This window comes from Streptomyces sp. NBC_01237 (genome assembly GCF_035917275.1).
GTDB lineage: Bacteria > Actinomycetota > Actinomycetes > Streptomycetales > Streptomycetaceae > Streptomyces.
Genome location: NZ_CP108508.1, coordinates 3,671,106 through 3,694,899 on the forward strand (window position 1 = coordinate 3,671,106; position 23,794 = coordinate 3,694,899).

The window sequence follows — 23,794 nt, forward strand, 5'->3', positions numbered from 1 at the left end:
GGATGCATGCGGGTTCCTGGGGACGCGTGCCGGTTCGTGGGGGGCGCGTACGGGTTCCTGGGTGGCCTTTCGGTGCCTGGGTGACCCGTGCGGGTGCCGGAGTTTTCCACAACGTGGGGATTGTCCACAGGGCTCAGCGGGATTCCGGCTGAGCGTGGATCGTGAGGGGAGTTCGGCCGGGACATCCGGCCGGGCTCCCCTCGCTCGATTCCAGGTGGCGCCATGTTCCCGCCCGTTTCCCCCGCCCGTCCCGCTCCCCCGGCGCATCCCGCCGACGGCCCTGCTCACTCCTCGCATCCCTCCGCTCCCTCCGCTCCCTCCGAAGCTGCCCGCTTCGGCTCCGGCGCGCGTACGCGTACACCGTGGCCGCCGGTTTCCGCGCCCGCCCCGTTCGGGGTGCCGCCGTTCGCGCCGCTGCGGGTGCGCGGCGGCGGTGCTCACCGGCTGCGGTGCATGGTGCGCAGGCAGCGGCGCGCGATGGCCGCGGGGCTCGCTCTGACGGCTGCCGCGCTCGCCGCCTCGGGGCTGGGCGGCGAGGAGGGTAAAGCCGCTCCTCCGGGTCCGCCCCCGGAGACCGGACGGCAGTCGGTACGGCTGGTTTCCGCACCAGTCCGGATCACGGATGCGGCGACGGTCCGGCTGCTGCGGCCGGGAGACCGTGTCGATGTGATCGCGTCCGAGGAAGCGGGCGGCGACGCCCGGGTGGTGGCGAAGGACGTACGGGTGACGAAGGTGCCACGGACCGCCGCCGGGGGCACCGGCCTGCCGGACACGGGCGGCGGGGCGGGCGCGGAGGCGGGCGACGGTGCGTTGGTGGTGCTGTCCGTGCGGCGCGAGACGGCTGTGGCGCTGGCGGGGGCGAGCGCGTCGGGGCACCTGGCCGTGGCGGTGTCCCATGCCTACTGACGCCCCGTCACTTCACCCTGTCGAATTGACTGAGGGGACAGGGGTACCTGCGCCCGCCCCAGGTCGCGGAGCGGTCCGCTCCCCTCGCGGCACAGGTGACACAGCTCAGATGTGGTGGGGCGGCTTCTCGTCGAGGAAGCGCGCGAGGTCGGCGGCGCTGCCACCGGTCGCGGGCCGCTCGCCCCACCCCCGGTCCGTATCGTCCGCGGACTGCTGGTCCAGTGGATCGTCGAAGATCAGAGCCGGCTTGGGCTTCGGCTCCTGCGGCGGCTTTGCCTGCTGGTGCGGCTGCTGCTTCGAATCTCGCGGTCCGGGGGCGGGGGCGGTGCTCATGTTTCCAGAGTACGGCGGCTCTCGGCGGGGTGACGGCGGTCAGCGGTCCTTGGGGTCGATCAGCCAGAGACCCAGCACGACGAGGAACGAGAGGCAGAGAAAGCCGGCCCCCCACCAGGCCGTCCCCGTGTTGCCCTCCATCCATTCGTCGATGATCACCGTCAGACCCCAGAGCTGGCCGACGACCACGGTCATGGCGAGCGTGAGGCGGGCCGTCAGTTTCGAGGAGCGCTCGGGTTCCTGGTCGGTGCCCGCTCCGGGGCCGGGGCCGGTGTGCCGGACCCGTGGGTCTCCGTAGCCGCTGGTGGCGCGGATCTGCGGATAGCGCTCGTGGAGGGGGCGGTTCAGCTCGGGGCGGGCGCTGCCCGGGTGGTACTCCGGGTACTGCGGGCCGGAGGGCTGCTGGGGTTCGCTCATGTTCGCCTGCCGGAGGTGTCGGCCTCGGTCGCACCGGCGTCGGCCGCACGGGGCGGTGACTCCGCGCCGCCGCTGACGTCGGGGCAGCCGATGCGGGCTGCGAGGTCCGGGCGTTCCGCGCCGAGCTGGCGGCAGAGCCCGTGCTCGATGCTCTCGCCGGAGCGGGTGGTGCCGATGGCCCAGACACTGCCGTCGGTCTGCTCGGTGAGCGCCACCTTGGGCAGGGCGCGGGGCGGTGGTCCGGCGGTGACCTCTCCGGACCGGGCGTCGAAGACTCCCTCGTGGCAGGGGCAGTAGAGCTCGCCGTCCGCGCCCCGGTCCTTGCGCCAGAGGACGGCACAGGCGAGATGGGTACAGACCGCGGAGTAGCCGACAAGGGTGCCGTCGTTCAGCCGTACCGCGACGGCCCGGTCCTCCTCGCCCGGATAGCGGAAGGAGATGGACTCGCCGGGCAGCAGCTGCTGGGTGACCTTCTTGGGCTCGGGAGTCTTGCCGTCCTCCGCGTCGCCGTGGCGGTGCAGGATTCCGGAGGCCACCCCCAGTCCCCCGACGGCGAGACCGCCGGAGACCGTGGCGACGATCCGGAGGTAGTCGCGCCGGGTGGTCAGGGAGTCGGCGGCGATCCGGTCGTGCAGCGCCTCGCGCGGGTCTCCTCCGTTGTGCCGGTCGCCACCCGGCTGCTGTTCGGTGACGCTCATCGGCGGACGTCCTTACCGTTGATCTCGACGACGGGCAGGCCGCCGGGTACGGGCCACTGGACCCTGTCCGCGGGGACGACCATCGCCACGCCGGTGCGGACCTCGGACTCGCCGAAGACGAAGCTGTCGGCGACCTGGACGCCGGGGCGTTCGGCCTGGAGCTCCTCAAGGGTCCCGTAGAAGAGCGCTCCGGTGGGGCAGACGGTGGCGCACATGGGGGCGAGGCCGTAGGCGGTCCGGTCGTAGCAGAGGTTGCACTTCAGCTGGAGCTTCGCCTGGAGGTCGATCTTCGGGACACCGAAGGGGCAGGCGTTGACGCAGTTGGCACAGCCGATGCAGCGGGTGGTGTCGGCCTGCTGCACCACACCGTCCGCGGTGACCAGGATCGCGTCGGCGGGGCAGACCTCGGCGCAGGGGGCCACCGGGTCCTCACAGTGCATACAGACCGTGGGAAGGGAGGCGACGGACCGGCCCTCGTCGGTGTAGTCGAGGTGGATCATCGATTTGCCGCGGTGCGAGTCGCATTCGCGGCAGGCGGAGACACATGCCTGGCAGCCGATGCAGCGCCCCGGGTCGATGAAGATCGTTCTGCCCATCATGGGGCCTCAGCTCCTCTCCGAGGTGCCACGGCCCTGCGGGGCCGTGGGAGGCAACGGGTCGGTACGGGAGACCTGGGTCTCCGGGTAGGCGATATGGCCGGGGGCGACCGGAGGCGCGGGCACCTCGTCGATCTTCTCGGCGTGCTCGATACGGCAGGCGCACACCTTGTATTCGGGGATCTTGGAACGGGGGTCGAGGGCGTCGATGGTGAGGGCGTTGGCCGCGGTGGGGACCGGCCAGTGGTACGGGATGAAGACGGTGTCGGGGCGGATCGCCTCGGTGACCAGGGCGGGGAAGACCTCGCTGCCGCGCCGGGTGACGACGCGGACGGGTTCCCCGTTGCGGAAGCCGTGGGAGGGGTGGATCTCGGCCCAGGGGCGCGGGGTCTGTTCGACGAGGGCACCCAGCCGGCGGGTCTGGTTGCCGGAGAGGAAGTGGGCGACGGTGCGTCCGGTGGTGAGGGCCATGGGGTGCTCGTCGTCGTACGGGTCCATCGGCGGGTGCCATTCGACGACCTGCATATGGATCTTGCCGTCGGGGTGGTAGGTCTTCCCGTCCTCGAAGAGCCGGGGGGTGCCGGGGTGGTCGGTGGAGGGGCAGGGCCAGACGATCCCGCCGGTCTCCTCCAGCCGCTCGTAGGTGATGCCGTAGTAGTCGTTGACCGTCCCGGCGGAGGCGATCCGCAGTTCGTCGAAGACCTCGCGGGAGTCGGCGAACGCGAACTTGTCGCCCGCGCCGAGCCGCTTGGCGAGTTCGCACATCACCCAGGTGTCGGTCCGTACGCCGGGGGGCGGGTCCTGGGCCTTGTTGTGCTTGACCACCCGGGCCTCGGCGTTGGCCATCACCCCGTCGTCCTCGGCCCAGGTGGTGACAGGGAAGACGACATGCGCGTTGGCCGCGGTCTCGGAAAGGAAGAAGTCGAATTGAGCATGGAATTCGGTGGCGTCGTACCCCGCCTTGACGACCTTGTAGTTGGGCAGGGAGACGAAGGGGTTGTTGCAGATGCCGATCAGGCCGCGGATCTCGCGGCGTTGCATCTGCCAGACCATTTCCATCATCGAGGTACCGGCGGGCGGGAGTTCGGACTCCTCGATGCCCCAGATCTCGCAGATCTGCCGCCGGTGCTCCTCGTTCATGATCGAGCGTCCGCCGGGGAGGAGGTCGGCCTTCTGGCCGTGCTCGCGGCCGCCCTGCCCGTTGCCCTGGCCGGTGATGGTGCCGTAGCCGGCGCCTGGCTTGCCGATGTGTCCGGTGGCGGTGCAGAGGTTGATCACGCTGAGGCAGTTCTCGACGCCCTGCGAGTGGTGCTCGATCCCCCGGGCGTGCCAGGCCATGGCCCTGGGCGCGCGGGCGAAGGCACGGGCAACCTGGACGATCTGTTCGGCGGGCACCCCGCAGATCCCGGCGGCCCGGGACGGCGGGTAGGCGGCGACCGTGGCCTTCACCTCCGCCCAGCCGGTGGCGTGGGCGGCGAGATAGGTCTCGTCGGTGAGGCCCTCCTCGATGATCACGTTGAGCACGGCGTTGAAGAAGGCCGAGTCGGTGCCCGGCTTGAGCGCGACATGGATGTCGGCGGTGCGGGCGATCGCGGTCTCGCGGGGGTCGATGACGATGAGGCTGGCGCCCCGGTCCCGGGCTCCCCACACGTACTGGGTCATCACGGGGAAGCACTCGCCGACGTTGGAGCCCGCGATGAGCAGGCAGTCGGTGAGCAGGATGTCGGAGAACGGGTTGCCGGCCCGGTCGATGCCGAAGGCCAGCTTGTTGGCGCCCGCCGCGCTGACCATGCAGAGCCGGCCGTTGTAGTCGACGTGCCGGGACTTGAGGGCGACCCGGGCGAACTTGCCCACCAGGTACGTCTTCTCGGAGAAGAGGCTGGCACCGCCAAGGAGACCGAAGGCGTCGTTCCCGTGGGCCTGCTGGATGCGCGTGATCTCGGAGACGGTGAAGTCGAGGGCCTCGTCCCAGGAGACCTCGCGGAAGTCCTCGTCACGGGAGCGGCGCATGAGCGGGGCGGTGAGCCGGTCGGGGTGGTTGACCTGCTGGTAGGCGTTGATGCCCTTGGGGCACAGCCGCATCCGGTTGATGTCGTGGTTGCGGGGTTCGACGCCGAAGACCTTGCCGCCGCGGTCGACCCGCAGATACATCCCGCACTGGACTCCGCAGAAGCAGCAGTGGGTGGGGACGAGCGTCTCGCCGTTCTGGTCGGCGTGCCACTGGTCGGCCGGGATCCCGCCGGCGTCCCGGAAGCCGCGGGTGCCGGGCGGTGCGAGCGAAGGGTCGAGGGGGAGATACGTACGGCGGTCGGCAGCTCGCGGATCCGCGGTCACTTGAAGCCCTTCTTCACCTGGGAGAGGTAGGCGCTGCCGCGCAGCACCCGCTTGCAGCGCGGGCAGTACTCGGCCCACTCGTCGAAGCCGAGCCGGAGGTCACGCATGGTGCCGCGAAGGTTCTCGACGTACGGCCCGGTGTCGATGGGTTCCTCGCAGCGGCGGCAGGCGAAGACCTTGTCGTCCTTGCGGCCGGTGTACTTGAACAGCTGCATGCCGACCGCTGCCGGGCGCTGGACGATATGGAAGAACTTCCCGAACGGGATGTAGATGAGGGTGAAGACCACCGAGACCATGTGGAGGATCGCCAGGAACTCGTAGCCGCCACCGTGCAGGAAGATCGAGGAGAAGGTGAGCAGCAGACCCGTCACGGAGATGACGATCAGCGCGATCAGCGGCACCAGGTCATAGGCGAAGCGCTGGCCGGTGATGGCCCCGCGGTCCTTCATCCGGCGCCAGAGGAAGTACGAGGCGCCGGGAATGACGAGCACGGCGGCGATGTCCAGGCCGTGGAACATCAGCCAGCCGAGGATGTTCAGCGAGTCGAAGCCCAGGATCTTGAAGCCCCAGATCCGCATCTCGTAGCCGGGGCCCGATCCGCTTCCGGAGGTGAAGGTGAACCAGCCCCAGGTCAGCGGGAAGGTGATCAGGGAAGCGAGGATGCAGCCCCAGAAGATCAGCTGGTGGGCGGCCCAGCGGGCGTGCGACCTGGCGCCGAGGAACTTCTGGAAGCCCAGATAGGTGGCGATCATCTTCGGCAGGGCGGTGGGGGCCCTGCGGAAGTTCTCGACCGAGAAGAGGCTGCGCCAGCCCTGTGTGAACAGGCGGCGGGCACCGGGCGCGGAGATCCAGACCGTGTAGCGGTACGCGACCCCGAAGGCGAGGAAGACGGTGGCCACGGCGTACGGAAGGAGGGCCGAGTCGAAGTTGAGGAGCATCCGGCTGCCGAACACGATCGCGAGGATCAGCAGGACGGAGACGGCCACTCCGGCCAGGGTCGCCCGGTTGGTGACGGACCGGACGACGGGGGCGGCGCTCGATGCCCCGGGGGCGCCGGGCCCGGAGTCGGTACCGCCCGTGGTGGGCCCGCCGAGGGTGGGCCGCTCTGCTGCGGCGGAGGCTTCTGGTGGCTCGGTCACCCGGCCACCGTAGAACCGTATGGGGTGATTAGCCCTGTTTTGACCGACCGAGGGGTGAGCGCGTCGCCCGGAATGGCGCAGGGCCCGCCGTGTCAGACGGCCCGCAGCCCGCGGGCCTCGAAGAGCGACCGGGCCGAGGCGGCCTGTTCAGGGGTGGGCGAGGGGGTGTCGTGCAGTGCGAAGGGCATACCCAGCGCCTGCCACTTGGCCTCGCCCAGCTTGTGGAAGGGCAGGACGTCGACGCGGGAGACATTGCCGAGGGAGGCGGCGAACGAGGCGACGCCGTCGATGTTGTCCGGGTCGTCGGTCAGTCCGGGCACCAGCACGAAGCGGATGTGCGCCTCCTTGCCCAGGTCGGCCAGGCGTCGGGCGAAGTCCAGGGTCGGCTCCAGCTGCCGGCCGGTGACTCTCCGGTAGGTGTCGCGGTCCCAGGACTTGATGTCGAGCAGGACCAGGTCGACATCGCGCAGCAGCGCGTCGGTGGCACGGGCGCCGAGGAAGCCGGAGGTGTCCAGGGCCGTGTGCAGGCCGAGCTCGTGCTTGAACCGGTGGAAGAGCTCACCGGCGAACACCGGCTGGAGCAGCGGCTCGCCGCCGCTGATGGTGGCCCCGCCACCCGCCGCCCGGATGAACGTCGTGTACTTGGCCGCTTCGGCGACCAGGTCGTCCGCCGACATACGCGTACCGCTGCGCATCCGCATCGTGTCGGGGTTGTGGCAGTAGAGGCAGGCCAGCGGGCAGCCCGCGAGGAAGGTGACGAACCGTGTGCCGGGCCCGTCGACACCCGTCGACAGGTCCCAGGAGTGGACCGATCCGGAGATCGGCCGGTGGGTGGCCGCACCCGCCGGGGTGGCGGGGGTGAGGGGGTTGTCGAGGAGCGGAGCCATGGCAGGGGCCTCCTGTACGGACGGCTGGCGGCGTGTGGGGCGGGGAGGTGCGTACGTCGGGGGGGTGCGAGGTGCGGGAGGTGCGTACGTCGGGGGCGCGTGGGGCTGGGTGGAGGCGCGCGACGCCGGGGCCCTACGGGGGAGGGGCGTCCGGCGTCGCGCGGTTCAGGGGGCTCGGTCGGAGCCGGTGTCCCGAAGCCGGGGGCCCGGGACCGGGCCCGGCCCCGGGGCCGGGGTCAGAGCGAGCCGTGGAAGGTGCGGTTGATGACGTCGAGCTGCTGCTCGCGGGTCAGCCGCACGAAGTTGACCGCGTATCCGGAGACCCTGATGGTCAGCTGGGGGTAGTTCTCCGGGTGCTCCATGGCGTCCTCCAGGGTCGCCTTGTTGAGCACGTTGACGTTCATGTGGAAGCCGTCGGCGGCCATGAAGCCGTCCAGTACACCGGCGAGGTTGGCGATCCGCTCCTCGGGGGTCCGGCCGAGCGCGTCCGGCGTGATGGTGTTCGTCAGCGAGATGCCGTCCTCGGCGTCGTCGTACGGCAGCTTGGCGACCGACAGGGCGGAGGCGATGTAGCCGTGCTCGTCGCGCCCGTTCATCGGGTTGGCGCCGGGGGCGAACGGTTCGCCGGAGCGGCGGCCGTCCGGAGTGTTGCCGGTCTTCTTGCCGTAGACGACGTTGGAGGTGATCGTCAGCACCGACTGGGTGTGCACCGCGTCCCGGTAGGTGGGGTGCTTGCGGATCTTCTCCATGAAGTCGTGGACGAGCCCGCGGGCGATGGCGTCGACGCGCTCGTCGTTGTTGCCGTACGCGGGGTAGCCGCCCTGGATCTCGTAGTCGGTGGCCAGACCCGTCTCGTCCCGGATCACCTTCACCCGGGCGTACTTGACCGCGGAGAGCGAGTCGGCGGCGACCGAGAGACCGGCGATTCCACAGGCCATGGTGCGCAGGATCTCGCGGTCGTGAAGGGCCATCTCCAGCCGCTCGTAGGCGTACTTGTCGTGCATGTAGTGGATGACGTTCAGCGCGTGCACATACGTCCTGGCCAGCCAGTCCAGCATCGCGTCGTACCGCTCGGCGAGGGTCTCGTAGTCGAGGTACTCGTCGGTGATCGGCTCGAAGCCGTCCACCACGAGCTTCCCCGAGCGCTCGTCCCGGCCTCCGTTGATCGCGTACAGCAGCGCCTTGGCGACGTTCACGCGGGCGCCGAAGAACTGCATCTGCTTGCCGACCGCCATGGCGGAGACGCAGCAGGCGATGGCCGTGTCGTCGCCGTACTTCGGGCGCATCAGCTCGTCCGACTCGAACTGGATCGCCGAGGTGTCGATGGCGACCCGCGAGGCGAACTCCTTGAACCCGGCGGGCAGCCGCTGCGACCAGAAGACCGTGAGGTTCGGCTCGGGGGCCGGGCCCAGGTTGTAGAGGGTCTGCAGGGCGCGGAACGTGGTGCGGGAGACAAGCGGGCGACCGTCCTCGCCGACACCGGCCATCGACCAGGTGACCCAGGTCGGGTCGCCGGAGTACAGGTCGTTGTACTCCGGGGTGCGCAGGAAGCGGACGATGCGGAGCTTGATGACGAAGTCGTCGATGAACTCCTGCGCCTGCTCCTCCGTGAGCAGCCCGCGCCCGATGTCGCGCTGGAGGTAGATGTCGAGGAAGTTGTCGATGCGGCCGATCGACATGGCCGCGCCGTTCTGCTCCTTCACGGCGGCGAGGTAGCCGAAGTACAGCCACTGCACGGCCTCACGACCGGTGCGGGCGGGGCCGGAGATGTCGTGGCCGTACGACATCGCCATGGCCTTCAGCTCGTTCAGCGCCTTGATCTGCTCGGAGGTCTCCTCGCGGTCCCGGATGACGTGTTCGGTCGCCCATTCCTCGCCGAGCGCGGCCTTGTCGGCCTCCTTGGCGGCGATCAGGCGGTCGACGCCGTAGAGGGCGACGCGGCGGTAGTCGCCGATGATGCGGCCCCGGCCGTAGGCGTCGGGCAGCCCGGTGATGATGCCGGAGGAACGGCAGGCGCGGATCTCGGGGGTGTAGGCGTCGAACACGCCCTCGTTGTGGGTCTTGCGGAGATGCGTGTAGATCTCCCTGACCTCGGGGTCGGCCTCGTAGCCGTACGCGTCGAGGGCGCCTTCGACCATCCGCCAGCCGCCGTTGGGCATGATGGCGCGCTTGAGCGGGGCATCGGTCTGGAGTCCGACGATCAGGTCGCGCTCGGCGTCGATGTAGCCGGGCCTGAACGCGTCGATCCGGGACGGGGTCCTCACATCCACGTCATGGACGCCCCTGGCCATCTCGTCCGGGAACATCGCGAGGAGCTTCTCCCAGACGGCCGTCGTCCGGGGGGTGGGACCGGCGAGGAAGGAACCGTCGCCGTCGTACGGGGTGTAGTTCTGCTGGACGAAGTCGCGGACGTCGATCGCGTCGCGCCACAGCCCGCCCCTGAAGCCGTCCCAGGCTCCGCTGTCCGTCGTCGTCTCCGCAGCAGCTGCCGTCATGGCCCGCACCTTCCGATTCCGTCCGTGCGCCTCTTTTTTCCTGTGTCCATTCCACTCCCGATTTCGCCTTCCGAGCGACAGCATTGGTCCCCGAGGAAGGGCCGAAGGTCCCCTTCGAGACCGAACGACCGCACGCAAACACCATCTGATCTGCGCTTTTGTCCGGGACTTTGGACCATAGTTCACTTGTGAAAACTTTCACAAGAATTTCGAGACTCTTACCGCGCACCCCGCCTGTACGTTCATTCCCATAAACCCTCCCCCCGCCCCGAGGAGCAGACGATGACCCACGAGGACCCGCACCCTCCCGAGCCACCGGGGACGCCGGAGCCGCTGGACGCGCTGACCGATGTGGCCGGAATCCGCGTCGGCCACGCCCGGGTGACCGGTGACGGCGCGCTGAGCGGAACCACCGTCGTCCTGGCCCCCGAGGGCGGCGCCGTGGCGGCCGTCGACGTACGCGGCGGCGGGCCGGGCACGCGGGAGACGGACGCGCTGGACCCGCGCAACCTGGTGCAGCGCGTCGACGCGGTCGTCCTCACGGGCGGCAGCGCGTACGGCCTGGACGCAGCGTCGGGCGTGATGGCCTGGCTGGAGGAACAGGGCCGCGGCGTCAAGGTCGGCCCCCGCCCGGACCAGGTCGTGCCGGTGGTGCCGGCCGCCTGCCTCTTCGACCTGGGCCGGGGCGGCGACTGGCGGGCCCGCCCCGACGCGTCGACCGGCCGCGCCGCGGTGACGGCCGCGGCCGCCTCGCCGTCCGGCGCCCCGGTCGCCGAGGGCGGGGTCGGCGCGGGTACCGGCGCGGTGGCCGGGCAACTCAAGGGTGGCATCGGCACGGCGAGCGTGCGGCTCGCCTCCGGGGTCACCGTCGCCGCGCTCGTCGCGTTGAACGCCGCGGGCTCGGTGCTGGACCCGCGGACCGGGGTGCTCTACGCGGAGTACGGCGCGGGGGAGCCGCCCGCGCACCCGTCGCCCGAGACGCACGCCGCGGCGCAGCTACGGCTCGCGCGGGCGCAGGAGGCACTGGAGGCGACCGGGGGCGGCGCCCCGCCCTTCAACACCACGATCGCCGTCGTCGCCACCGACGCGGCCCTCGTACGGGCCCAGGCGCAGAAGCTGGCGGGCACCGCGCACGACGGGCTGGCCCGCGCCGTGCGCCCCGTACATCTGCTGACCGACGGGGACACGGTCTTCGCCCTGTCCACGGGGCGGGTACCGCTGCCGCCGGAGAACCCGGTCGCACTGAACGAGATCCTGGCGGCGGGCGCCGACGTACTGGCCCGCGCCATCGCGAAGGCGGTGCGCGCGGCCGAGGGCGTCGAAGGCCCCGGGGGCGCCTTCCTCTCGTACACGGATCTCTACGGCGGCTGACGGGAGCGGCCACCCGCGACAGTGCACACAAGCGCACACAGTCGACTTAACCGGAGTAAGCGGTACAAACCGCGCGACGGGACGCGCCCCGTCGCGCGCCCCCGACTCACCACCCCCGCAAGGAAGTTCACCCGAACCTCCCGAAATAGTCAGGGAACTTTTCGCGTGCGCCCAACGTTTTTACGAACCCCGGTCACGATGTCAGACCCAGGGACTACGTTATGCACGCATCAAGTAACACGCGGCGACGGCCTGGAGACAGCACCTTGAGCGATCCGTACGAGACAACCGAGCAGCACCTCGACCGACTCCTGCGACGGGCCCTCAACTCTTTCGACCTGCCCGACAGCACGGTCGACCGGCTCGGTACGGCTCTGGCACACAGCAGTTCACTGCATTCCTCGCACCACAGCGCCGTACTGCACCGTGAGACCTACCGGCACACCTACCTCCTCTCCGACGGCTCCGCTCTGAGCCTGTGGGAGCTGATCCACAGCGGCGGCCGCGACATAGCGGTCCCGCGGCGCCATGAGCTGTACGACGAAGAGGCAGACGCCCACATCGCCGCCACCCGGCTGGCCGGGAGCTTCTCGGACGGCCCGGTCTTCGGCGACGACGGCCCGCAGCCGGACCTGGAGATCCTCACCGTCCTGATGGCCGCTCCCCCGGCCCAGGTGCCCCGGACGTACGCCCCGGACAACTCGGCGGACCACGCCCGCCGCGTGCTGCGGCGCGCGGAGAACAGCGACCGGCCGGGCGAGGAGACCGCCCGGCTGCTGCGGGCCGCCTTCGCCCACCACATCACCCAGATCTTCGGGCGCCAGTGTCGTGTCGACGGGCAGGACGCGGGATTCACGCTCTACGAGCACGCGTTCCTGCTCCTGGACGGCAGCGAGACGAGCCTGTGGGAGGTCGAGCACACGGCGACCCCGGACGGCCGCCACATGTGCGAGGTGTACGGCGCCGAGCACGCCGCCCGTTCGGCCATGGAGCACCGCGCCCGGATCTGCTGACGCACACGGATGCCCGCGCTCCCCGATCGCTCGGGTCACGCGGGCATCCCGTCCATCGGGACCGGCCGACGGGGCCGGCCGACGGGGCCGGCCGACGGGACCGGCCACGGCGGCCCCGGCATCTCGACGTCTCCACGTCCCGGCGTCCCGCGGCTCGGCCTCCAGACGTCCCGGCGTCCGCACGTCCCGGCGTCTCGGCCTTCAGGCGTCAGGCGTCCCGGCGGCTCAGCCCGTCAGTGCCGGTTCCTTCGTGGCCTCACCGGCACCGGAACCGGCACCGTCCGCAGTGCCGTGATCAGCACCGCTCCCGGCACCGTCCGCGCCCGTCCCGTCGTCCCCCGAGCCGTCCGCCACGTCGTCTCCCGCACCCTCCACATGGACCCGCGGCCTGGCCGGCAGCGCGAACATCACCAGGAAGATCACCGCAAGCACTCCGGCCACCCACCACAGCGACTGCTGGAACGCGTCCACGAACGCCGGACCCATCGCCTCCGGGGCCAGGCTGTCGCTGATCGCCCCGAAGAAGACGACCGACACCAGCCCCAGGCCCAGCGCCGTACCCATCTGCTGAACGGTGTTGATCAGCCCGGACGCCGACCCCGCGTGTTCCTTGGGCACCTCGGAGAGCACCGCGTCCGTCAGCGGAGCCACGATCAGCCCCATCCCCACGCCCATGACCACCAGCGGCAGGGCCATCTGCCAGGACGTGATGCCCATGCCGTACCGATCGGCCTCCCAGATGTAGAGCAGCAGCCCGGCGATCATCAGCAGCGCGCCCGCCTGGAGGACCTTGCGGCCGAAGAGGGGCACGAGCTTCTGTACGGAGATCCCGGCGGCCACCGAGACGGCGATGGAGAAGGGGATGCCCGTCGTACCGGCCCGCAGTTCGCTCCAGCCCAGACCCATCTGCATGTAGAGCGTCCAGACGAGGAAGAAGATGCCGAGGCCGATGCCGAAGGTCAGCTGCACGGCCACACCCGCGGCGAAGCTCTTGACCCGGAACAGCGACAGCTCGATGAGCGGTGAACCGTCCGTACGGGCCTTCTGCCGCTCGTACGCGATCAGCGCCAGGAACACCAACAGGCTGCAGGCCATCGACACGTGACCCCACACCGGCCAGCCCAGCTCGCGCCCCCGCGTGAGCGGGTAGAGCAGCATCAGCAGGCCCAGCGTGACCAGGACGACGCCCACCAGGTCGAGGCGGAGCGCCCTCGGCGCCTTGGACTCGCTGATGAACTTCCGCCCCAGGATCAGCCCCGCGATGCCGACGGGCAGGTTGATCAGGAAGATCGGCCGCCATTCGAGACCGAAGAGGTTCCACTCGGTGAGCAGCGCGCCCAGCAGCGGCCCGGAGACCGCGCCCAGCCCGACGATCGCGCCGAAGAGGCCGAAGACCTTGCCGCGCTCGTGTGCCGGGAAGGTGGCGTGCACGATCGACAGCACCTGCGGCACCATCAGCGCCGCCATGCCGCCCTGAAGGATGCGGGAGGCGACCAGCATCTCCGGGTTCACGGCGAAGCCGCACAGGGCGGAGGCGAGCGTGAATCCGGCTATGCCGATGAGGAAGAGCCGCTTTCGGCCGTAGATGTCGCCGAGCCGGCCGCCCGTGATCAGCCCGGCGGCGAACGCCAGGGCGTATCCGGCGGTGATCCACTGGATCGAGGTGAAGGAGGCGCCGGTGTCCTGCTTGATGCTCGGAATGGCGATGTTGACGATCGTGACGTCGACCAGGTCCATGAAGGCCGCGGTCATCACGATGGCGAGCGCGAACCAGCGGCGCCGGTCGGCGGGGGCCACCGGGGCCGTCGGCCCCGTCGGCTCCGTGGGTACGGTCGCCGTGGACGACAGTGATTCGGAAGAAGGCATGGCGAGAAGCTAACCATCCATTAGGCCAGTTCATGACCTGATGGACGGGCATCCTGGGCTCATGACCGATACCCCGGCACGACTGCTGAATCTGCTGTCGCTCCTCCAGACGCCGCGTGAGTGGCCGGGCAGCGAACTGGCCCAGCGGCTCGACGTCAGCGCGCGCACGATCCGCCGTGACATCGACCGGCTGCGTGACCTCGGCTATCCGGTCGAGGCCACGCGCGGCTCGATCGGCGGCTACCGCCTGGTCGCGGGCGCCGCCATGCCGCCGCTGCTGCTGGACGACGAGGAGGCGGTGGCCATCGCGGTGGGGCTGCGGGCCGGCGCCGGGCATGCCATCGAGGGCGTCGAGGAGGCGTCCGTACGCGCTCTGGCGAAGCTGGAACAGGTGCTGCCCTCGCGGTTGCGGCACCGGGTCTCGTCCCTTCAGCACGCCACGGTCCCGCTGACCCGGGGCGACGGCTCCCGCATCGATCCGCAGACCCTGACGACGCTCGCCTCCGCGGCCACGGGGCTGGAGCGGCTGCGGTTCACCTACCGGACGGGGGACGGCACCGAGACGAAGCGGCAGGTGGAGCCGTACCGGTTGGTGAGCACCGGGCAGCGCTGGTATCTGGTCGCGTACGACCTGCTGCGCGAGGACTGGCGTACGTTCCGGGTCGACCGGGTCAGTGAGCCGTTCGCGACGGGTGCCCGCTTCACCGCACGGCCGCTGCCCGACGGGGACGGCGAGAACGGCACGGGCGACACGAGCGGCACGGGCAACAAGGCCGGCGCGAGCGGCACGGACAGCACGGGGGCCGGGGAGAGCCGCAGAGGCGGGGAGAGCCACGGGGGCGGCGACGCCGCGAAGTTCCTCGCCCGCTCGATGGCCCGGATGCAGCCGGAGCTGCGCTTCGAGGTGAGCTTCGAGGCGCCCGCGGAGTTCGTGGCGGCGCGGCTGCCTTCGAGGCTCGGGACACCGGAGCCGACCGGGGCGCTCGGCTGCCGGCTGCACGCCGTCTCCACGGACTCACTGGAGTGGCTGGCGCTGCGGCTCGCCCTGGTGGACTGCGAGTTCTGGGTGCACGGGCCGCCGCAGCTGGTGGAGTACGTCGACGCTCTGGGCGCCCGGCTGACCCGCGCCGCGGCGCCGGGCCCGAGTCCCGCGACCGCCTGACCCGCCCCATGCGGCCGGTGGCCCCACCCGGCACGTGAGCGAGCCCCACACATGGATGAGCCCCGGCGCCGGGGGGGGGTGGGCGCCGGGACTCAGCTCATGGGACCGGTAGGAACCGGTCGGGCGACCGGCGTGAGCCGGTCATCGGGCCGGTGCGAACCGGCTTGATTGGGAGGTTACGGGTTATTGGCTCACGCCGCAGCGTCAAAGCCCGTGTCGTGAGCCATTCGCTTCAATTCGAGCAATGCGTGCTTCTCGATCTGCCGGATCCGCTCCCGTGTGAGGCCGTGTTCCTTGCCCACCTCGGTCAGGGTCCGCTCGCGTCCGTCTTCGATGCCGTAGCGCATACGGATGATCGACGCCGTCCTGTTGTCCAGCTTGCCGATCATGTCCTCCAGCTCCTCGCTGCGCAGCAAGGTCATCACGGACTGCTCGGGCGAGATCGCGGAGGTGTCCTCCAGCAGATCACCGAACTGCGTGTCGCCGTCGTCGTCCACGGACATGTTCAGGCTGACCGGGTCACGGGCCCAGTCCAGGACATTGCTCACCCGCTGGGTGTTGGAGTCCAGCTCGGCGGCTATCTCCGAGTGCTCCGGGTCGCGCCCGTGCTCACGGTTGAACTCGCGCTGCACACGGCGGATCCGGCCGAGCTCCTCCACCAGGTGGACGGGGAGCCGGATGGTGCGGGACTGGTCGGCTATGGAGCGCGTGATGGCCTGACGGATCCACCACGTCGCATACGTGGAGAACTTGAAGCCCTTGGCGTAGTCGAACTTCTCGACCGCGCGCACCAGGCCCGCGTTGCCCTCCTGGATCAGGTCGAGCAGGGGAAGCCCCGCCCGCGGGTAGCGGCGGGCCACGGCAACGACGAGGCGGAGGTTGGAACGGATGAATATGTCCTTGGCGCGCTCGCCCTCGGCGACCAGCGCCTCCAGCTCCTCGCGCTTCGCTCCACCGGCTTCGCTCTCCACCTCGCCGTCGAGGATCTGCTGGGCGTAGACGCCCGCCTCGATGGTCTGCGAGAGGTCGACTTCCTTTGCGGCGTCGAGCAGTGGTGTGCGCGCGATCTCGTCCAGGTACATGCCGACCAGGTCGCGATCGGCGATCTCGCCTGTGGCGCGAACACTGCTTGCCCGGTCGGTCCCACCGGTGGTGGACGAACGACGGGCGACGGCACGGGTTGCCATGCGTGCTCCCTTGCTGAGTAGGTCGCGACACCCTTTCGGGTGCCCTGCATCCGATGGAAACAACGACTGGAATCCGGACAGAATTCCCATGGCACGCATTCATTTTCGCGATCATGCAGTACCCTGTCGGCCGCCGACAGGAGGACGGATACCTCCATGGCCACGGAAGTGCAGGTCAGGCCCGGTGTGGAGGCCGATCCGAAGGCACTCACGGACATCTACCACCATTACGTACGTGAGACCGCGCTCACATGCGACACGGTTGCCTCCACCCCGGAGCGGCGCCGCCCCGCCCCTGGCCGCGCTCCCACCCCTGAAGACGGCCCGCACCGTCCACTGGTTGCTCAGGATGTCCACATTGTCGGTGACGGCGCGTTCACTGACGGCGCGCGGGCGGGGCGCACGATGACCGCGTTCCCGGCGCCCGAGGACCTAGTCCCCGGGCCGGGCCCCTTCCCGCGCACGACCTAGTACCCGGTCGTCCGGGACCGGGACCGCAGCCCGATCCGCCGGGCCCCGCGCGCCCCTAGCGTGAAGCCGCATGGACGACACCACAGGCACCCTCGACGAAGCCCTGGAGCGCCTCCATCTCTCGGGCCCCGAACGTGACGGCTGGCTCAGCAATCACGCCCCGATGGCCGTGGAGGCGCTGGTACGGCACGGCCAGGCGCCGACCGTGCACCGCTGGCTCGACCACTACGGAGCGAAGCTGGAGGACATGCCGGACACCTTCACCCCGGTGACGGCGGAGAACTGGCGGGAGGCGCTCGGCGACCCGCGCCGCATCGCCGACTGGACGGCGTACTTCGAGCGGGAGACGGCCGAACGCCCCTGGCGCGACGTACTCGCCGAGTGGTGGCCGCGGCTGCTGCCCGGCATCGCGGCGGGCGCCACCCACCCCGCGATCCGGGTCGGCCACTCCGTACGCACCCTGCTGGAGGGGGAGGCCACCGCACCCCGCGTCCGGGAGCTCGCCCACGGGCTCGGCTACTGGGCCGCCCGGCATCAGCCGCTGCCCGGCCTGGCCCATCTCGCTCCCGCACCGAGCGCCGCCGCGGCGCTGGAGGCGGTGCCCGCGGTGGCGGAGCAGAGCGGCGGCATCCTGGTCCGGCTGGGGCAGCTCACCGCGTTCCCGCGCTGGCCGGAGCGGCCCCCGGCCGGCCCGGACGCCGCCCGCGCCGCGCTCGAAGAACTGGTCCGGGCCTCGACCCACCGCTACGCCACGCACGGGCACGGCGAGCCGATCATGCTGGTGCACGCGGCGACCGCCCCCAACGCCGTCCTGCGCACCCTGCCCGCGCTCCCCCGCGAGCTGTGGGCACCGAGCCTGGCGGGCGCCTGGGCCGCGAGCGCCGCGGTCACCGCCGCGTACACGCCCGCCACGCCCGCCCCCTTCACACCGGCGGCCACCACGGCCGAGGAGCTGTTCGAGCGGGCGGCGGCGCACGGGAACGACCACACCATCAAGTTCACCGACACCGCCCTGGACATCGGCGACGAGACGGCGCTCGCGGCCGCCCTCCGCTCGATCGAACTGAACCCGCCCGCCCTGTAGGACCGGTGCGGGCCGGGGCGGGGCAAGCAGCACCGGCCAGGAACCGAACCCGCCGGGCCGCCCGGCCCAACCGCGACCAAACCCGCCCGGACCTCCCGGCCCAACCGCATCCGAACCCGCCGGGACCGTTCGGCCCGCCCGCAACCGAACCCGCCAGGCCGGTCGGCCGGACCGCAACCGAACCCGCCGGGACCGCCAGGCCCGCCCGCCCGGCTCAGCCGAACTGCACCGAGCGTTTGGCCAGCCCCATCCAGAACCCGTCGATCACGCTGCGCCCCTGTTCCAGCTCGCCCTCCGAGGCACCGAGCGTCACGAACAGGGGCGCGAAGTGCTCGGTGCGCGGGTGGGCCAGTCTGCCCGCGGGGGACTTGTTCTCGAAGTCGAGCAGGGCGTCGACGTCCTGCTCGCGCAGTGCCCGGTCGCCCCAGTCGTCGAACTCGGCCGACCAGCCCGGCACGCCGCCGCCCTGGTGCCGCAGGGCCGCCAGGTTGTGGGTGAAGAAGCCGCTGCCGACGATCAGTACGCCCTCGTCGCGCAGCGGGGCCAGCTTGCGCCCGATGTCCATCAGCTTCTGCGGGTCCAGCGTCGGCATGGAGATCTGGAGCACGGGGATGCCGGCGTCCGGGAACATCTCCACCAGCGGCACGTACGCCCCGTGGTCGAGCCCGCGGTCCGGGATGTCCTGCACCGGCGTACCGGCGCCCCGCAGCAGTTTGCGCACGCTCTCCGCCAGGTGCGGGGCGCCGGGGGCGGCGTACCGCACCCGGTAGTAGTGCTCGGGGAAACCCCAGAAGTCATGGACGAGCGGCACGGTGTCGGTGGCGCCCAGCGCCAGCGGGGCCTCCTCCCAGTGCGCGGACACCATCAGGATCGCGCGGGGGCGGGGCAGCCCGGCGGACCAGGCGGCCAGCTCGCCGGGCCAGAGGGGGTCGTCGGCGAGCGGCGGGGCGCCGTGCGAAAGGTAGAGGGCGGGCATGCGCTCCGCGGTGTCCGTCATGGCATTCCCCATCCACTGCTGCTCAAGACCGCCCCCCGCCGGGCGGGGCGAGGCCATACTCAAGGGTTCCTTCTTCAGGATTCCTGCATAACCCGGGCGAAGCTTCTTGAAACTTCAAGCTCCTACGTCTGGAGACCTTAGCTCTATCTAGTTCAACTTTCAAGAAAAGGTCGTACAGTGGAGTACATGACCACGGCATCCACCGGCGAGCCGCGCTGGCTCACCGACGAAGAGCAGAGCGTCTGGCGCGCCTATCTGCATGCCACCACGCTCCTGGAGGACCACCTCGACCGCCAGTTGCAGCGCGATGCCGGCATGCCGCACATCTACTACGGACTGCTCGTCCAGCTCTCCCAGGCGCCCCGGCGCCGGATGCGGATGACCGAGCTGGCCAAGAACGCCAAGATCACCAGGTCCCGCCTCTCGCACGCCGTCGCCCGGCTGGAGAGGAGCGGCTGGGTGCGGCGCGAGGAATGCCCGTCCGACAAGCGCGGCCAGAACGCGGTGCTCACCGACGAGGGCCACGAGATGCTCCGCCGCTCGGCACCGGGCCATGTCACCGCCGTACGGCAGGCGATGTTCGAACGGCTCACGCCCGAGCAGGTGGACAGCCTCGGGGACATCATGCGGGTGCTCGCCACCGGTCTGGAGCCGGAGGGTACGGACGCGGATCTGCCCTGGCTCCGCTGAGCGGCACCAGGGCAGATCACGTCCTTCGGGGACCCTCGTCCGTCAGTGCGCGACGACCGGGATCCTGAACTCCTCCTCGGCACCGGCCTCGGCACCGCCGTCCGGGCCGGTCGCACCGGACGAGCCCATTCCGGGACGACCGGTGTTGATCATCACCGTCGCGATGGCGGAGGCGACAACGAGGATGCCGACCGCCCACCAGATCGCGCTGGCGAAACCGCTGACCATGGCCTGGAGCTCCAGGAGCTTCGGGTCGGTGGCGCGGGCGGCGTGATCGGCGACGTACGCCGTGGTGGCACCGGCCGCGATCGTGTTCAGCAGCGCGGTGCCGATGGCTCCGCCGACCTGCTGCGAGGTGTTGACCATCGCGGAGGCCACACCGGCGTCACGCGGCTCGATGCCGTGCGTGGCCAGGGACATGGCGGGCATGAAGGCCGTACCCATGCCGAGGCCGAGCAGCAGCTGGCCGGGCAGGATGACGCTCGCGTAGCTGGTGTCGATGTCCAGCTGGGTCAGGAAGAGCATGCCGACCGCGGCGACCAGGAAGCCCGGCCCCATCAGCAGACGCGGGGGCACACGGGTCATCAGCCGGGTGCCGATCTGGGTCGATCCGGTGATCATGCCCGCGATCATCGGGAGGAACGCGAAGCCGGTCTTGACCGGCGAGTACCCCTTCACGACCTGGAGGTAGTAGGTCAGGAACAGGAAGAGGCCGAACATCGCGATGACGGCGAGACCCAGCGAGAGGTAGACCCCGCCCCGGTTGCGTTCGGTCAGGACGCGCAGCGGCAGCAGCGGCGACTTCACCCGCGCCTCGGTCACGACGAAGGCCAGCAGCAGCGCCACGGCCGCGACGAACATGGAGACGGTCAGGGTGTCGGACCAGCCGGCCGACTCGGCGCGGGTGAAGCCGTACACCAGGGCGACCAGGCCGAGCGTGGACAGGACCACACCGGGGATGTCGAGCGGCGAGCGGTTGCGGCTGCCGGACGGCTCACGGATGACGAAGTACGCGCCCGCCGCGGCGATCACGGCGAACGGGATGTTGACGAAGAACGTCCAGCGCCAGTTCAGGTACTCGGTGAGGAAGCCGCCCAGGATCAGGCCGACCGCGCCACCGCCACCGGCGATCGCGCCGTAGATGCCGAAGGCCTTGGCGCGCTCCCGGGCATCGGTGAACATCACGGCGAGCAGCGAGAGCGCGGCCGGTGCGAGGAGGGCGCCGAAGACACCCTGGAGGGCGCGGGAGCCGAACATCATCGCCTCGCCCTGGGCCGCCCCGCCGAGCGCGGAGGCCAGCGCGAAGCCGATCAGGCCGACGACGAAGGTGCGCTTACGGCCCCAGAGGTCGGCGATGCGCCCGCCGAAGAGCAGAAGTCCGCCGAAGGCGAGCGCGTAGGCGGTGATGACCCACTGCTTGTTCCCCTCGGAGATGCCGAGATCCGTCTGGGCGGAGGGCAGCGCGATGTTCACGATGGTCGCGTCGAGGACGACCATCAGCTGGGCGAGCGCGATGAAGGCCAGTGCCTTCCAGCGACTTGGGTCGGGAAGCAGGGTGTCGGCCGTTTTTGACATGGGAGTAGCCACCTAAGGACGTGCGAGGACGTGGGAAGACGTCGCGTGGGTCGTGAGGGTGAGGTCGCGTGGGAGCGAGGTCGTCGGATCGTCAGCGGGGGTCGGGCAGGCACGCGGGCGTGCGCCACCCGTACGCGTGCGCGGGCATGCGCCTACGCGGTACGTGACGTCATGAGGTCGTCAAGGGGCACGGAGGCCGCACGCCGCAGGAATCCGGATCGGGACCGGGATCGCGATCGGGCCGGGCGACGGCTCTCGGGCCGGAAGGGTCAGATGGGCACGGCGTCAGGAGCGACGCCGCAGGTCCTCCAAGGTCGCCGCCGATCCGGGCAGCTCCGAGCGGGCCGGGGCTTCCAGGCCGTCCAGGAACAGTTGCAGATGGCGGTGGGTGAACCGGTCGATGTCCGGGCAGGCGATGCCGGGCAGTGGCCGGGTGAGCTGGGAGAGGGCGACGAGTACGTCACCGACGGCGATGTCGGTACGCAGCCGCCCCGCGGACATGGCGCGCCGCACGAGCCCTTCGACGGCCTCTTCGAGGCGCCGGCGCTCGGCGAGCAGTTCGGGGTGGTCCTTGTCGAAGACGCCGGAGAGCATCGGGCACAGGGCGCCGATCCGTTCGTCCGCGGCAGCGTGCACGAAGCGGCTGAGCGCGGCGAACGGGTCGGATTCCGCCGCGACGGCCTCCTCGGCCCGGTCGGTGGTCCGGGACGTGACCGCGAGGACGACCTCATGGGTCAGTGCCGCCCGGTCGGGGAAGTTCCGGTAGAGCGTGGCATTGCCGACTCCGGCCCGGCGCGCGACATCGTCGAGCGGCACATCCGGCCCGAACTCGACGAACATCTCGCGTGCGGCCGTCACGATCCGTTCCCGGTTGCGCAGCGCGTCGGCCCGTGGACGGGGCGTACGGCGCGGGGCTGCCGATGCGGTGGTCTCGTCGACGGTCTGCACGACTACGGCCCTTCCCTCTGAGTATCCGGACGACCCCTCGGCGTAACCGGGGACCATTTCCCCGCTTCATGGGGACACAGATGCAAACGGGGAGGTGCTCCCCGGTTATTTCCGGCCATCATGTGACCTACGCCACACCCTTCGGTCGGGAAATACCTCCGATCGGCGGCACCCAGCGAGCGGCGCCGCACGGCCCGGCAGAGGCTGATCGCCAGAGCGCAGCCAGGGGTCGGCCGGCTGCCGCGGACCCGAAGGCGCCTGAAATGCAGCAGCCCCGCCACCGGATACGCAGACACCGTCGCCCCGCCGCACTCGCCGGAGCGACCGCCCTGGTCATCGCGGCCATGGCCACGGCCAGCTCCACCCTGCCCGTCCCCAGCCGCGCCTCGGCGGGCCCGGTGTCCACCGCGCAGGAGGCCGGCCACGGCCCCTGCCGCATCCCGGCCACCATGGGCGTACAGATGTCGGAGGGCATGCCGACCCCACCCGGTTACGCCCGCTCCACCGGCCGGGTCAGGGCCCTCACCCTGATGATCGACTTCCCGGACGCGCCGGGGACCGAACCGGCGGCGGACCGGTTCGCGGAGTTCTTCCCGCAGACCTCGGACTGGTTCCGGACCAGCTCCTACGGCCGGCTCGACTACCGTCCCGAGGCCCCGGTGAAGACCTGGCTGAGGATGCCGCTGCCGTTCTCGGAGTACGGCATAGAGCGCGGCTCACCGTACGAACCGGGCTACCGCAAGCTCGTCAAGGACCTCGTCGCGACCGCCGACGCGAAGGTGGACTTCTCCGCGTACGACCTGGTCAACGTGCTGGTCACCCCGAACGCCGGCCCCTCGGCGCTGGACACCGTGCTGTCGGTGACGTTCTCCGGCAACGACGACGCCCCGTACGCGGACGGGGTCCCGCTCGCCAACACCTCGTTCGTCTACAGCCGCCAGGACGACGGCTCCGGGTCGTACGCCGAGACGGGCTACCGCGTCCTGCCGCACGAGAACGGCCATGTCTTCGGGCTGCCCGACCTCTACACCATGGAGGGCGGCGGCTCCGTCGGGCACTGGGACATCATGTCCGAGGACTGGGGGGCCAACAACGACTTCCTGGGCTGGCACAAGTGGAAGCTCGGCTGGCTCGACAACAGCCAGATCAGCTGCGCGTCCGGGCCTGGCACCAGCGACCACACCCTCGGCCCGCTGGCCACCGCGGGCGGCCCCAAGCTCGCCTTCGTGCCGCTGAGCGCCCAGTCCGGCTACGCGGTGGAGGTACGGACGCCCGCGGGCAACGACGAGGCGGTCTGCCGGCCCGGCGTCCTGATCTACAAGGTCAGCTCCGACGTGGACACCGGCCAGGGACCGGTCTCCGTCGCGGACAGCACCAAGGACAGCGGCGGCTGCACCCGGCGGCCCAATGTGCACGCGGAGCTGTCCGACGCGCCGTTCCGGCCCGGTGAGACGTTCACCGACCGGTCCAACGGCATACGCATATCCGTGCTCGACGAGGACTCGGCGGGCAACTACCGGATACGGGTCACCCGCCCCTGACCTCGGGAGCCGTGTGCGCCTTCCGGACCCTCCGGACCTCCTTCCGCACCTTCTGTTTCCCCCGCGCCTTCTGTTTCCCCCGCA

Annotated in this window: 20 protein-coding genes and 1 pseudogene; 8 read left to right on the forward strand and 13 right to left on the reverse strand. The window is 70.7% G+C overall.

Annotation, left to right across the window (positions count from 1 at the left end):
* The first annotated feature begins 222 nt into the window (after positions 1-222).
* A complete protein-coding gene (locus OG251_RS16250; protein WP_326677861.1) occupies positions 223-906 on the forward strand; it encodes an RcpC/CpaB family pilus assembly protein in 684 nt (227 codons plus the stop codon).
* A 105-nt stretch (positions 907-1,011) separates the two neighbouring features.
* Here OG251_RS16250 and OG251_RS16255 read toward each other — a convergent pair whose 3' ends face one another.
* The 8 genes from OG251_RS16255 to pflB form a co-directional block, all read right to left on the reverse strand.
* A complete protein-coding gene (locus tag OG251_RS16255; protein WP_326677862.1) occupies positions 1,012-1,239 on the reverse strand; it encodes a hypothetical protein in 228 nt (75 codons plus the stop codon).
* A 39-nt stretch (positions 1,240-1,278) separates the two neighbouring features.
* Positions 1,279-1,656, reverse strand: a complete 378-nt coding sequence (locus OG251_RS16260) for a hypothetical protein (protein ID WP_326677863.1) — start codon at positions 1,654-1,656, stop codon at positions 1,279-1,281.
* Entirely contained in the window at positions 1,653-2,354 is a 702-nt protein-coding gene (locus OG251_RS16265) for a Rieske (2Fe-2S) protein (RefSeq protein ID WP_326677864.1), read from the reverse strand. The genes OG251_RS16260 and OG251_RS16265 overlap by 4 nt, the downstream gene beginning before the upstream one ends.
* Positions 2,351-2,953 carry a 4Fe-4S dicluster domain-containing protein gene (locus OG251_RS16270; RefSeq protein ID WP_073725788.1) on the reverse strand — a complete coding sequence of 201 codons (603 nt, stop codon included), beginning with the start codon at positions 2,951-2,953 and terminating at the stop codon, positions 2,351-2,353. Before OG251_RS16270 ends, OG251_RS16265 begins: the two co-directional genes overlap by 4 nt.
* A gap of 6 nt (positions 2,954-2,959) precedes the next feature.
* Complete coding sequence (locus OG251_RS16275) at positions 2,960-5,284, reverse strand: molybdopterin oxidoreductase family protein (RefSeq protein WP_326677865.1); 2,325 nt, start codon at positions 5,282-5,284, stop codon at positions 2,960-2,962.
* The gene (locus tag OG251_RS16280; RefSeq protein WP_326677866.1) at positions 5,281-6,423 is read right to left on the reverse strand and encodes an MFS transporter; all 1,143 of its coding nucleotides are present in this window, start codon (positions 6,421-6,423) and stop codon (positions 5,281-5,283) included. The genes OG251_RS16275 and OG251_RS16280 overlap by 4 nt, the downstream gene beginning before the upstream one ends.
* Before the next feature lie 92 nt (positions 6,424-6,515).
* Positions 6,516-7,310, reverse strand: a complete 795-nt coding sequence (gene pflA, locus OG251_RS16285; RefSeq protein ID WP_326677867.1) for a pyruvate formate-lyase-activating protein — start codon at positions 7,308-7,310, stop codon at positions 6,516-6,518.
* A gap of 236 nt (positions 7,311-7,546) precedes the next feature.
* Entirely contained in the window at positions 7,547-9,805 is a 2,259-nt protein-coding gene (gene pflB / locus OG251_RS16290; RefSeq protein ID WP_326677868.1) for a formate C-acetyltransferase, read from the reverse strand.
* Between the two features lie 282 nt (positions 9,806-10,087).
* On the opposite strand from pflB, the gene OG251_RS16295 reads away from it, so the two are divergent.
* Both OG251_RS16295 and OG251_RS16300 read left to right on the forward strand, forming a co-directional pair.
* Positions 10,088-11,176, forward strand: a complete 1,089-nt coding sequence (locus OG251_RS16295; RefSeq protein ID WP_326677869.1) for a P1 family peptidase — start codon at positions 10,088-10,090, stop codon at positions 11,174-11,176.
* 266 nt (positions 11,177-11,442) lie between these two features.
* Positions 11,443-12,189 carry a DUF6227 family protein gene (locus OG251_RS16300; protein WP_326677870.1) on the forward strand — a complete coding sequence of 249 codons (747 nt, stop codon included), beginning with the start codon at positions 11,443-11,445 and terminating at the stop codon, positions 12,187-12,189.
* Between the two features lie 225 nt (positions 12,190-12,414).
* Here OG251_RS16300 and OG251_RS16305 read toward each other — a convergent pair whose 3' ends face one another.
* On the reverse strand, positions 12,415-14,055 hold the full coding sequence (locus OG251_RS16305) for an MFS transporter (RefSeq protein ID WP_442818339.1): 1,641 nt from the start codon (positions 14,053-14,055) through the stop codon (positions 12,415-12,417).
* 61 nt (positions 14,056-14,116) lie between these two features.
* Here OG251_RS16305 and OG251_RS16310 point away from each other — a divergent pair, with 61 nt between their 5' ends.
* Complete coding sequence (locus OG251_RS16310) at positions 14,117-15,217, forward strand: helix-turn-helix transcriptional regulator (protein WP_326677871.1); 1,101 nt, start codon at positions 14,117-14,119, stop codon at positions 15,215-15,217.
* A 191-nt stretch (positions 15,218-15,408) separates the two neighbouring features.
* On the opposite strand, the gene OG251_RS16315 is transcribed toward OG251_RS16310, so the two are convergent.
* Positions 15,409-16,404, reverse strand: coding sequence for a sigma-70 family RNA polymerase sigma factor (locus OG251_RS16315; protein ID WP_326677872.1), 996 nt, complete (start codon positions 16,402-16,404; stop codon positions 15,409-15,411).
* Positions 16,405-16,560: 156 nt separating this feature from the next.
* Between OG251_RS16315 and OG251_RS16320 the strand changes: the two are divergent.
* Positions 16,561-16,755, forward strand: a pseudogene (locus OG251_RS16320) (GNAT family N-acetyltransferase); the annotation flags it as partial.
* A 190-nt stretch (positions 16,756-16,945) separates the two neighbouring features.
* Positions 16,946-17,959: a questin oxidase family protein gene (locus OG251_RS16325; protein ID WP_326677873.1), complete on the forward strand. Its 1,014-nt coding sequence runs from the start codon at positions 16,946-16,948 to the stop codon at positions 17,957-17,959.
* A gap of 214 nt (positions 17,960-18,173) precedes the next feature.
* On the opposite strand, the gene OG251_RS16330 is transcribed toward OG251_RS16325, so the two are convergent.
* The gene (locus OG251_RS16330; RefSeq protein ID WP_326677874.1) at positions 18,174-18,956 is read right to left on the reverse strand and encodes a dioxygenase family protein; all 783 of its coding nucleotides are present in this window, start codon (positions 18,954-18,956) and stop codon (positions 18,174-18,176) included.
* Between the two features lie 177 nt (positions 18,957-19,133).
* Here OG251_RS16330 and OG251_RS16335 point away from each other — a divergent pair, with 177 nt between their 5' ends.
* Positions 19,134-19,646, forward strand: coding sequence for a MarR family winged helix-turn-helix transcriptional regulator (locus OG251_RS16335; RefSeq protein WP_326677875.1), 513 nt, complete (start codon positions 19,134-19,136; stop codon positions 19,644-19,646).
* 42 nt (positions 19,647-19,688) lie between these two features.
* Here the strand turns inward: OG251_RS16335 and OG251_RS16340 are convergent, their stop codons facing one another.
* Both OG251_RS16340 and OG251_RS16345 read right to left on the reverse strand, forming a co-directional pair.
* Positions 19,689-21,221 (reverse strand): MFS transporter, encoded by a 1,533-nt coding sequence (locus OG251_RS16340; RefSeq protein ID WP_326677876.1) that lies wholly within the window; start codon positions 21,219-21,221, stop codon positions 19,689-19,691.
* A gap of 285 nt (positions 21,222-21,506) precedes the next feature.
* Positions 21,507-22,169 (reverse strand): TetR/AcrR family transcriptional regulator, encoded by a 663-nt coding sequence (locus tag OG251_RS16345; protein WP_326677877.1) that lies wholly within the window; start codon positions 22,167-22,169, stop codon positions 21,507-21,509.
* Positions 22,170-22,432: 263 nt separating this feature from the next.
* On the opposite strand from OG251_RS16345, the gene OG251_RS16350 reads away from it, so the two are divergent.
* Positions 22,433-23,710, forward strand: coding sequence for a M6 family metalloprotease domain-containing protein (locus OG251_RS16350; RefSeq protein ID WP_326677878.1), 1,278 nt, complete (start codon positions 22,433-22,435; stop codon positions 23,708-23,710).
* Positions 23,711-23,794: the final 84 nt, after the last annotated feature.

Bases quoted from the DNA above. Each gene is read 5' to 3' on its own strand.
- OG251_RS16250 (WP_326677861.1), top strand. From the start codon at position 223: ATGTTCCCGCCCGTTTCCCCCGCCCGTCCCGCTCCCCCGGCGCATCCC.
- OG251_RS16255 (WP_326677862.1), bottom strand. From the start codon at position 1,239: ATGAGCACCGCCCCCGCCCCCGGACCGCGAGATTCGAAGCAGCAGCCG.
- OG251_RS16260 (WP_326677863.1), bottom strand. From the start codon at position 1,656: ATGAGCGAACCCCAGCAGCCCTCCGGCCCGCAGTACCCGGAGTACCAC.
- OG251_RS16265 (WP_326677864.1), bottom strand. From the start codon at position 2,354: ATGAGCGTCACCGAACAGCAGCCGGGTGGCGACCGGCACAACGGAGGA.
- OG251_RS16270 (WP_073725788.1), bottom strand. From the start codon at position 2,953: ATGATGGGCAGAACGATCTTCATCGACCCGGGGCGCTGCATCGGCTGC.
- pflA (WP_326677867.1), bottom strand. From the start codon at position 7,310: ATGGCTCCGCTCCTCGACAACCCCCTCACCCCCGCCACCCCGGCGGGT.
- pflB (WP_326677868.1), bottom strand. From the start codon at position 9,805: ATGACGGCAGCTGCTGCGGAGACGACGACGGACAGCGGAGCCTGGGAC.
- OG251_RS16295 (WP_326677869.1), top strand. From the start codon at position 10,088: ATGACCCACGAGGACCCGCACCCTCCCGAGCCACCGGGGACGCCGGAG.
- OG251_RS16305 (WP_442818339.1), bottom strand. From the start codon at position 14,055: ATGCCTTCTTCCGAATCACTGTCGTCCACGGCGACCGTACCCACGGAG.
- OG251_RS16310 (WP_326677871.1), top strand. From the start codon at position 14,117: ATGACCGATACCCCGGCACGACTGCTGAATCTGCTGTCGCTCCTCCAG.
- OG251_RS16315 (WP_326677872.1), bottom strand. From the start codon at position 16,404: ATGGCAACCCGTGCCGTCGCCCGTCGTTCGTCCACCACCGGTGGGACC.
- OG251_RS16325 (WP_326677873.1), top strand. From the start codon at position 16,946: ATGGACGACACCACAGGCACCCTCGACGAAGCCCTGGAGCGCCTCCAT.
- OG251_RS16330 (WP_326677874.1), bottom strand. From the start codon at position 18,956: ATGACGGACACCGCGGAGCGCATGCCCGCCCTCTACCTTTCGCACGGC.
- OG251_RS16340 (WP_326677876.1), bottom strand. From the start codon at position 21,221: ATGTCAAAAACGGCCGACACCCTGCTTCCCGACCCAAGTCGCTGGAAG.
- OG251_RS16350 (WP_326677878.1), top strand. From the start codon at position 22,433: ATGCAGCAGCCCCGCCACCGGATACGCAGACACCGTCGCCCCGCCGCA.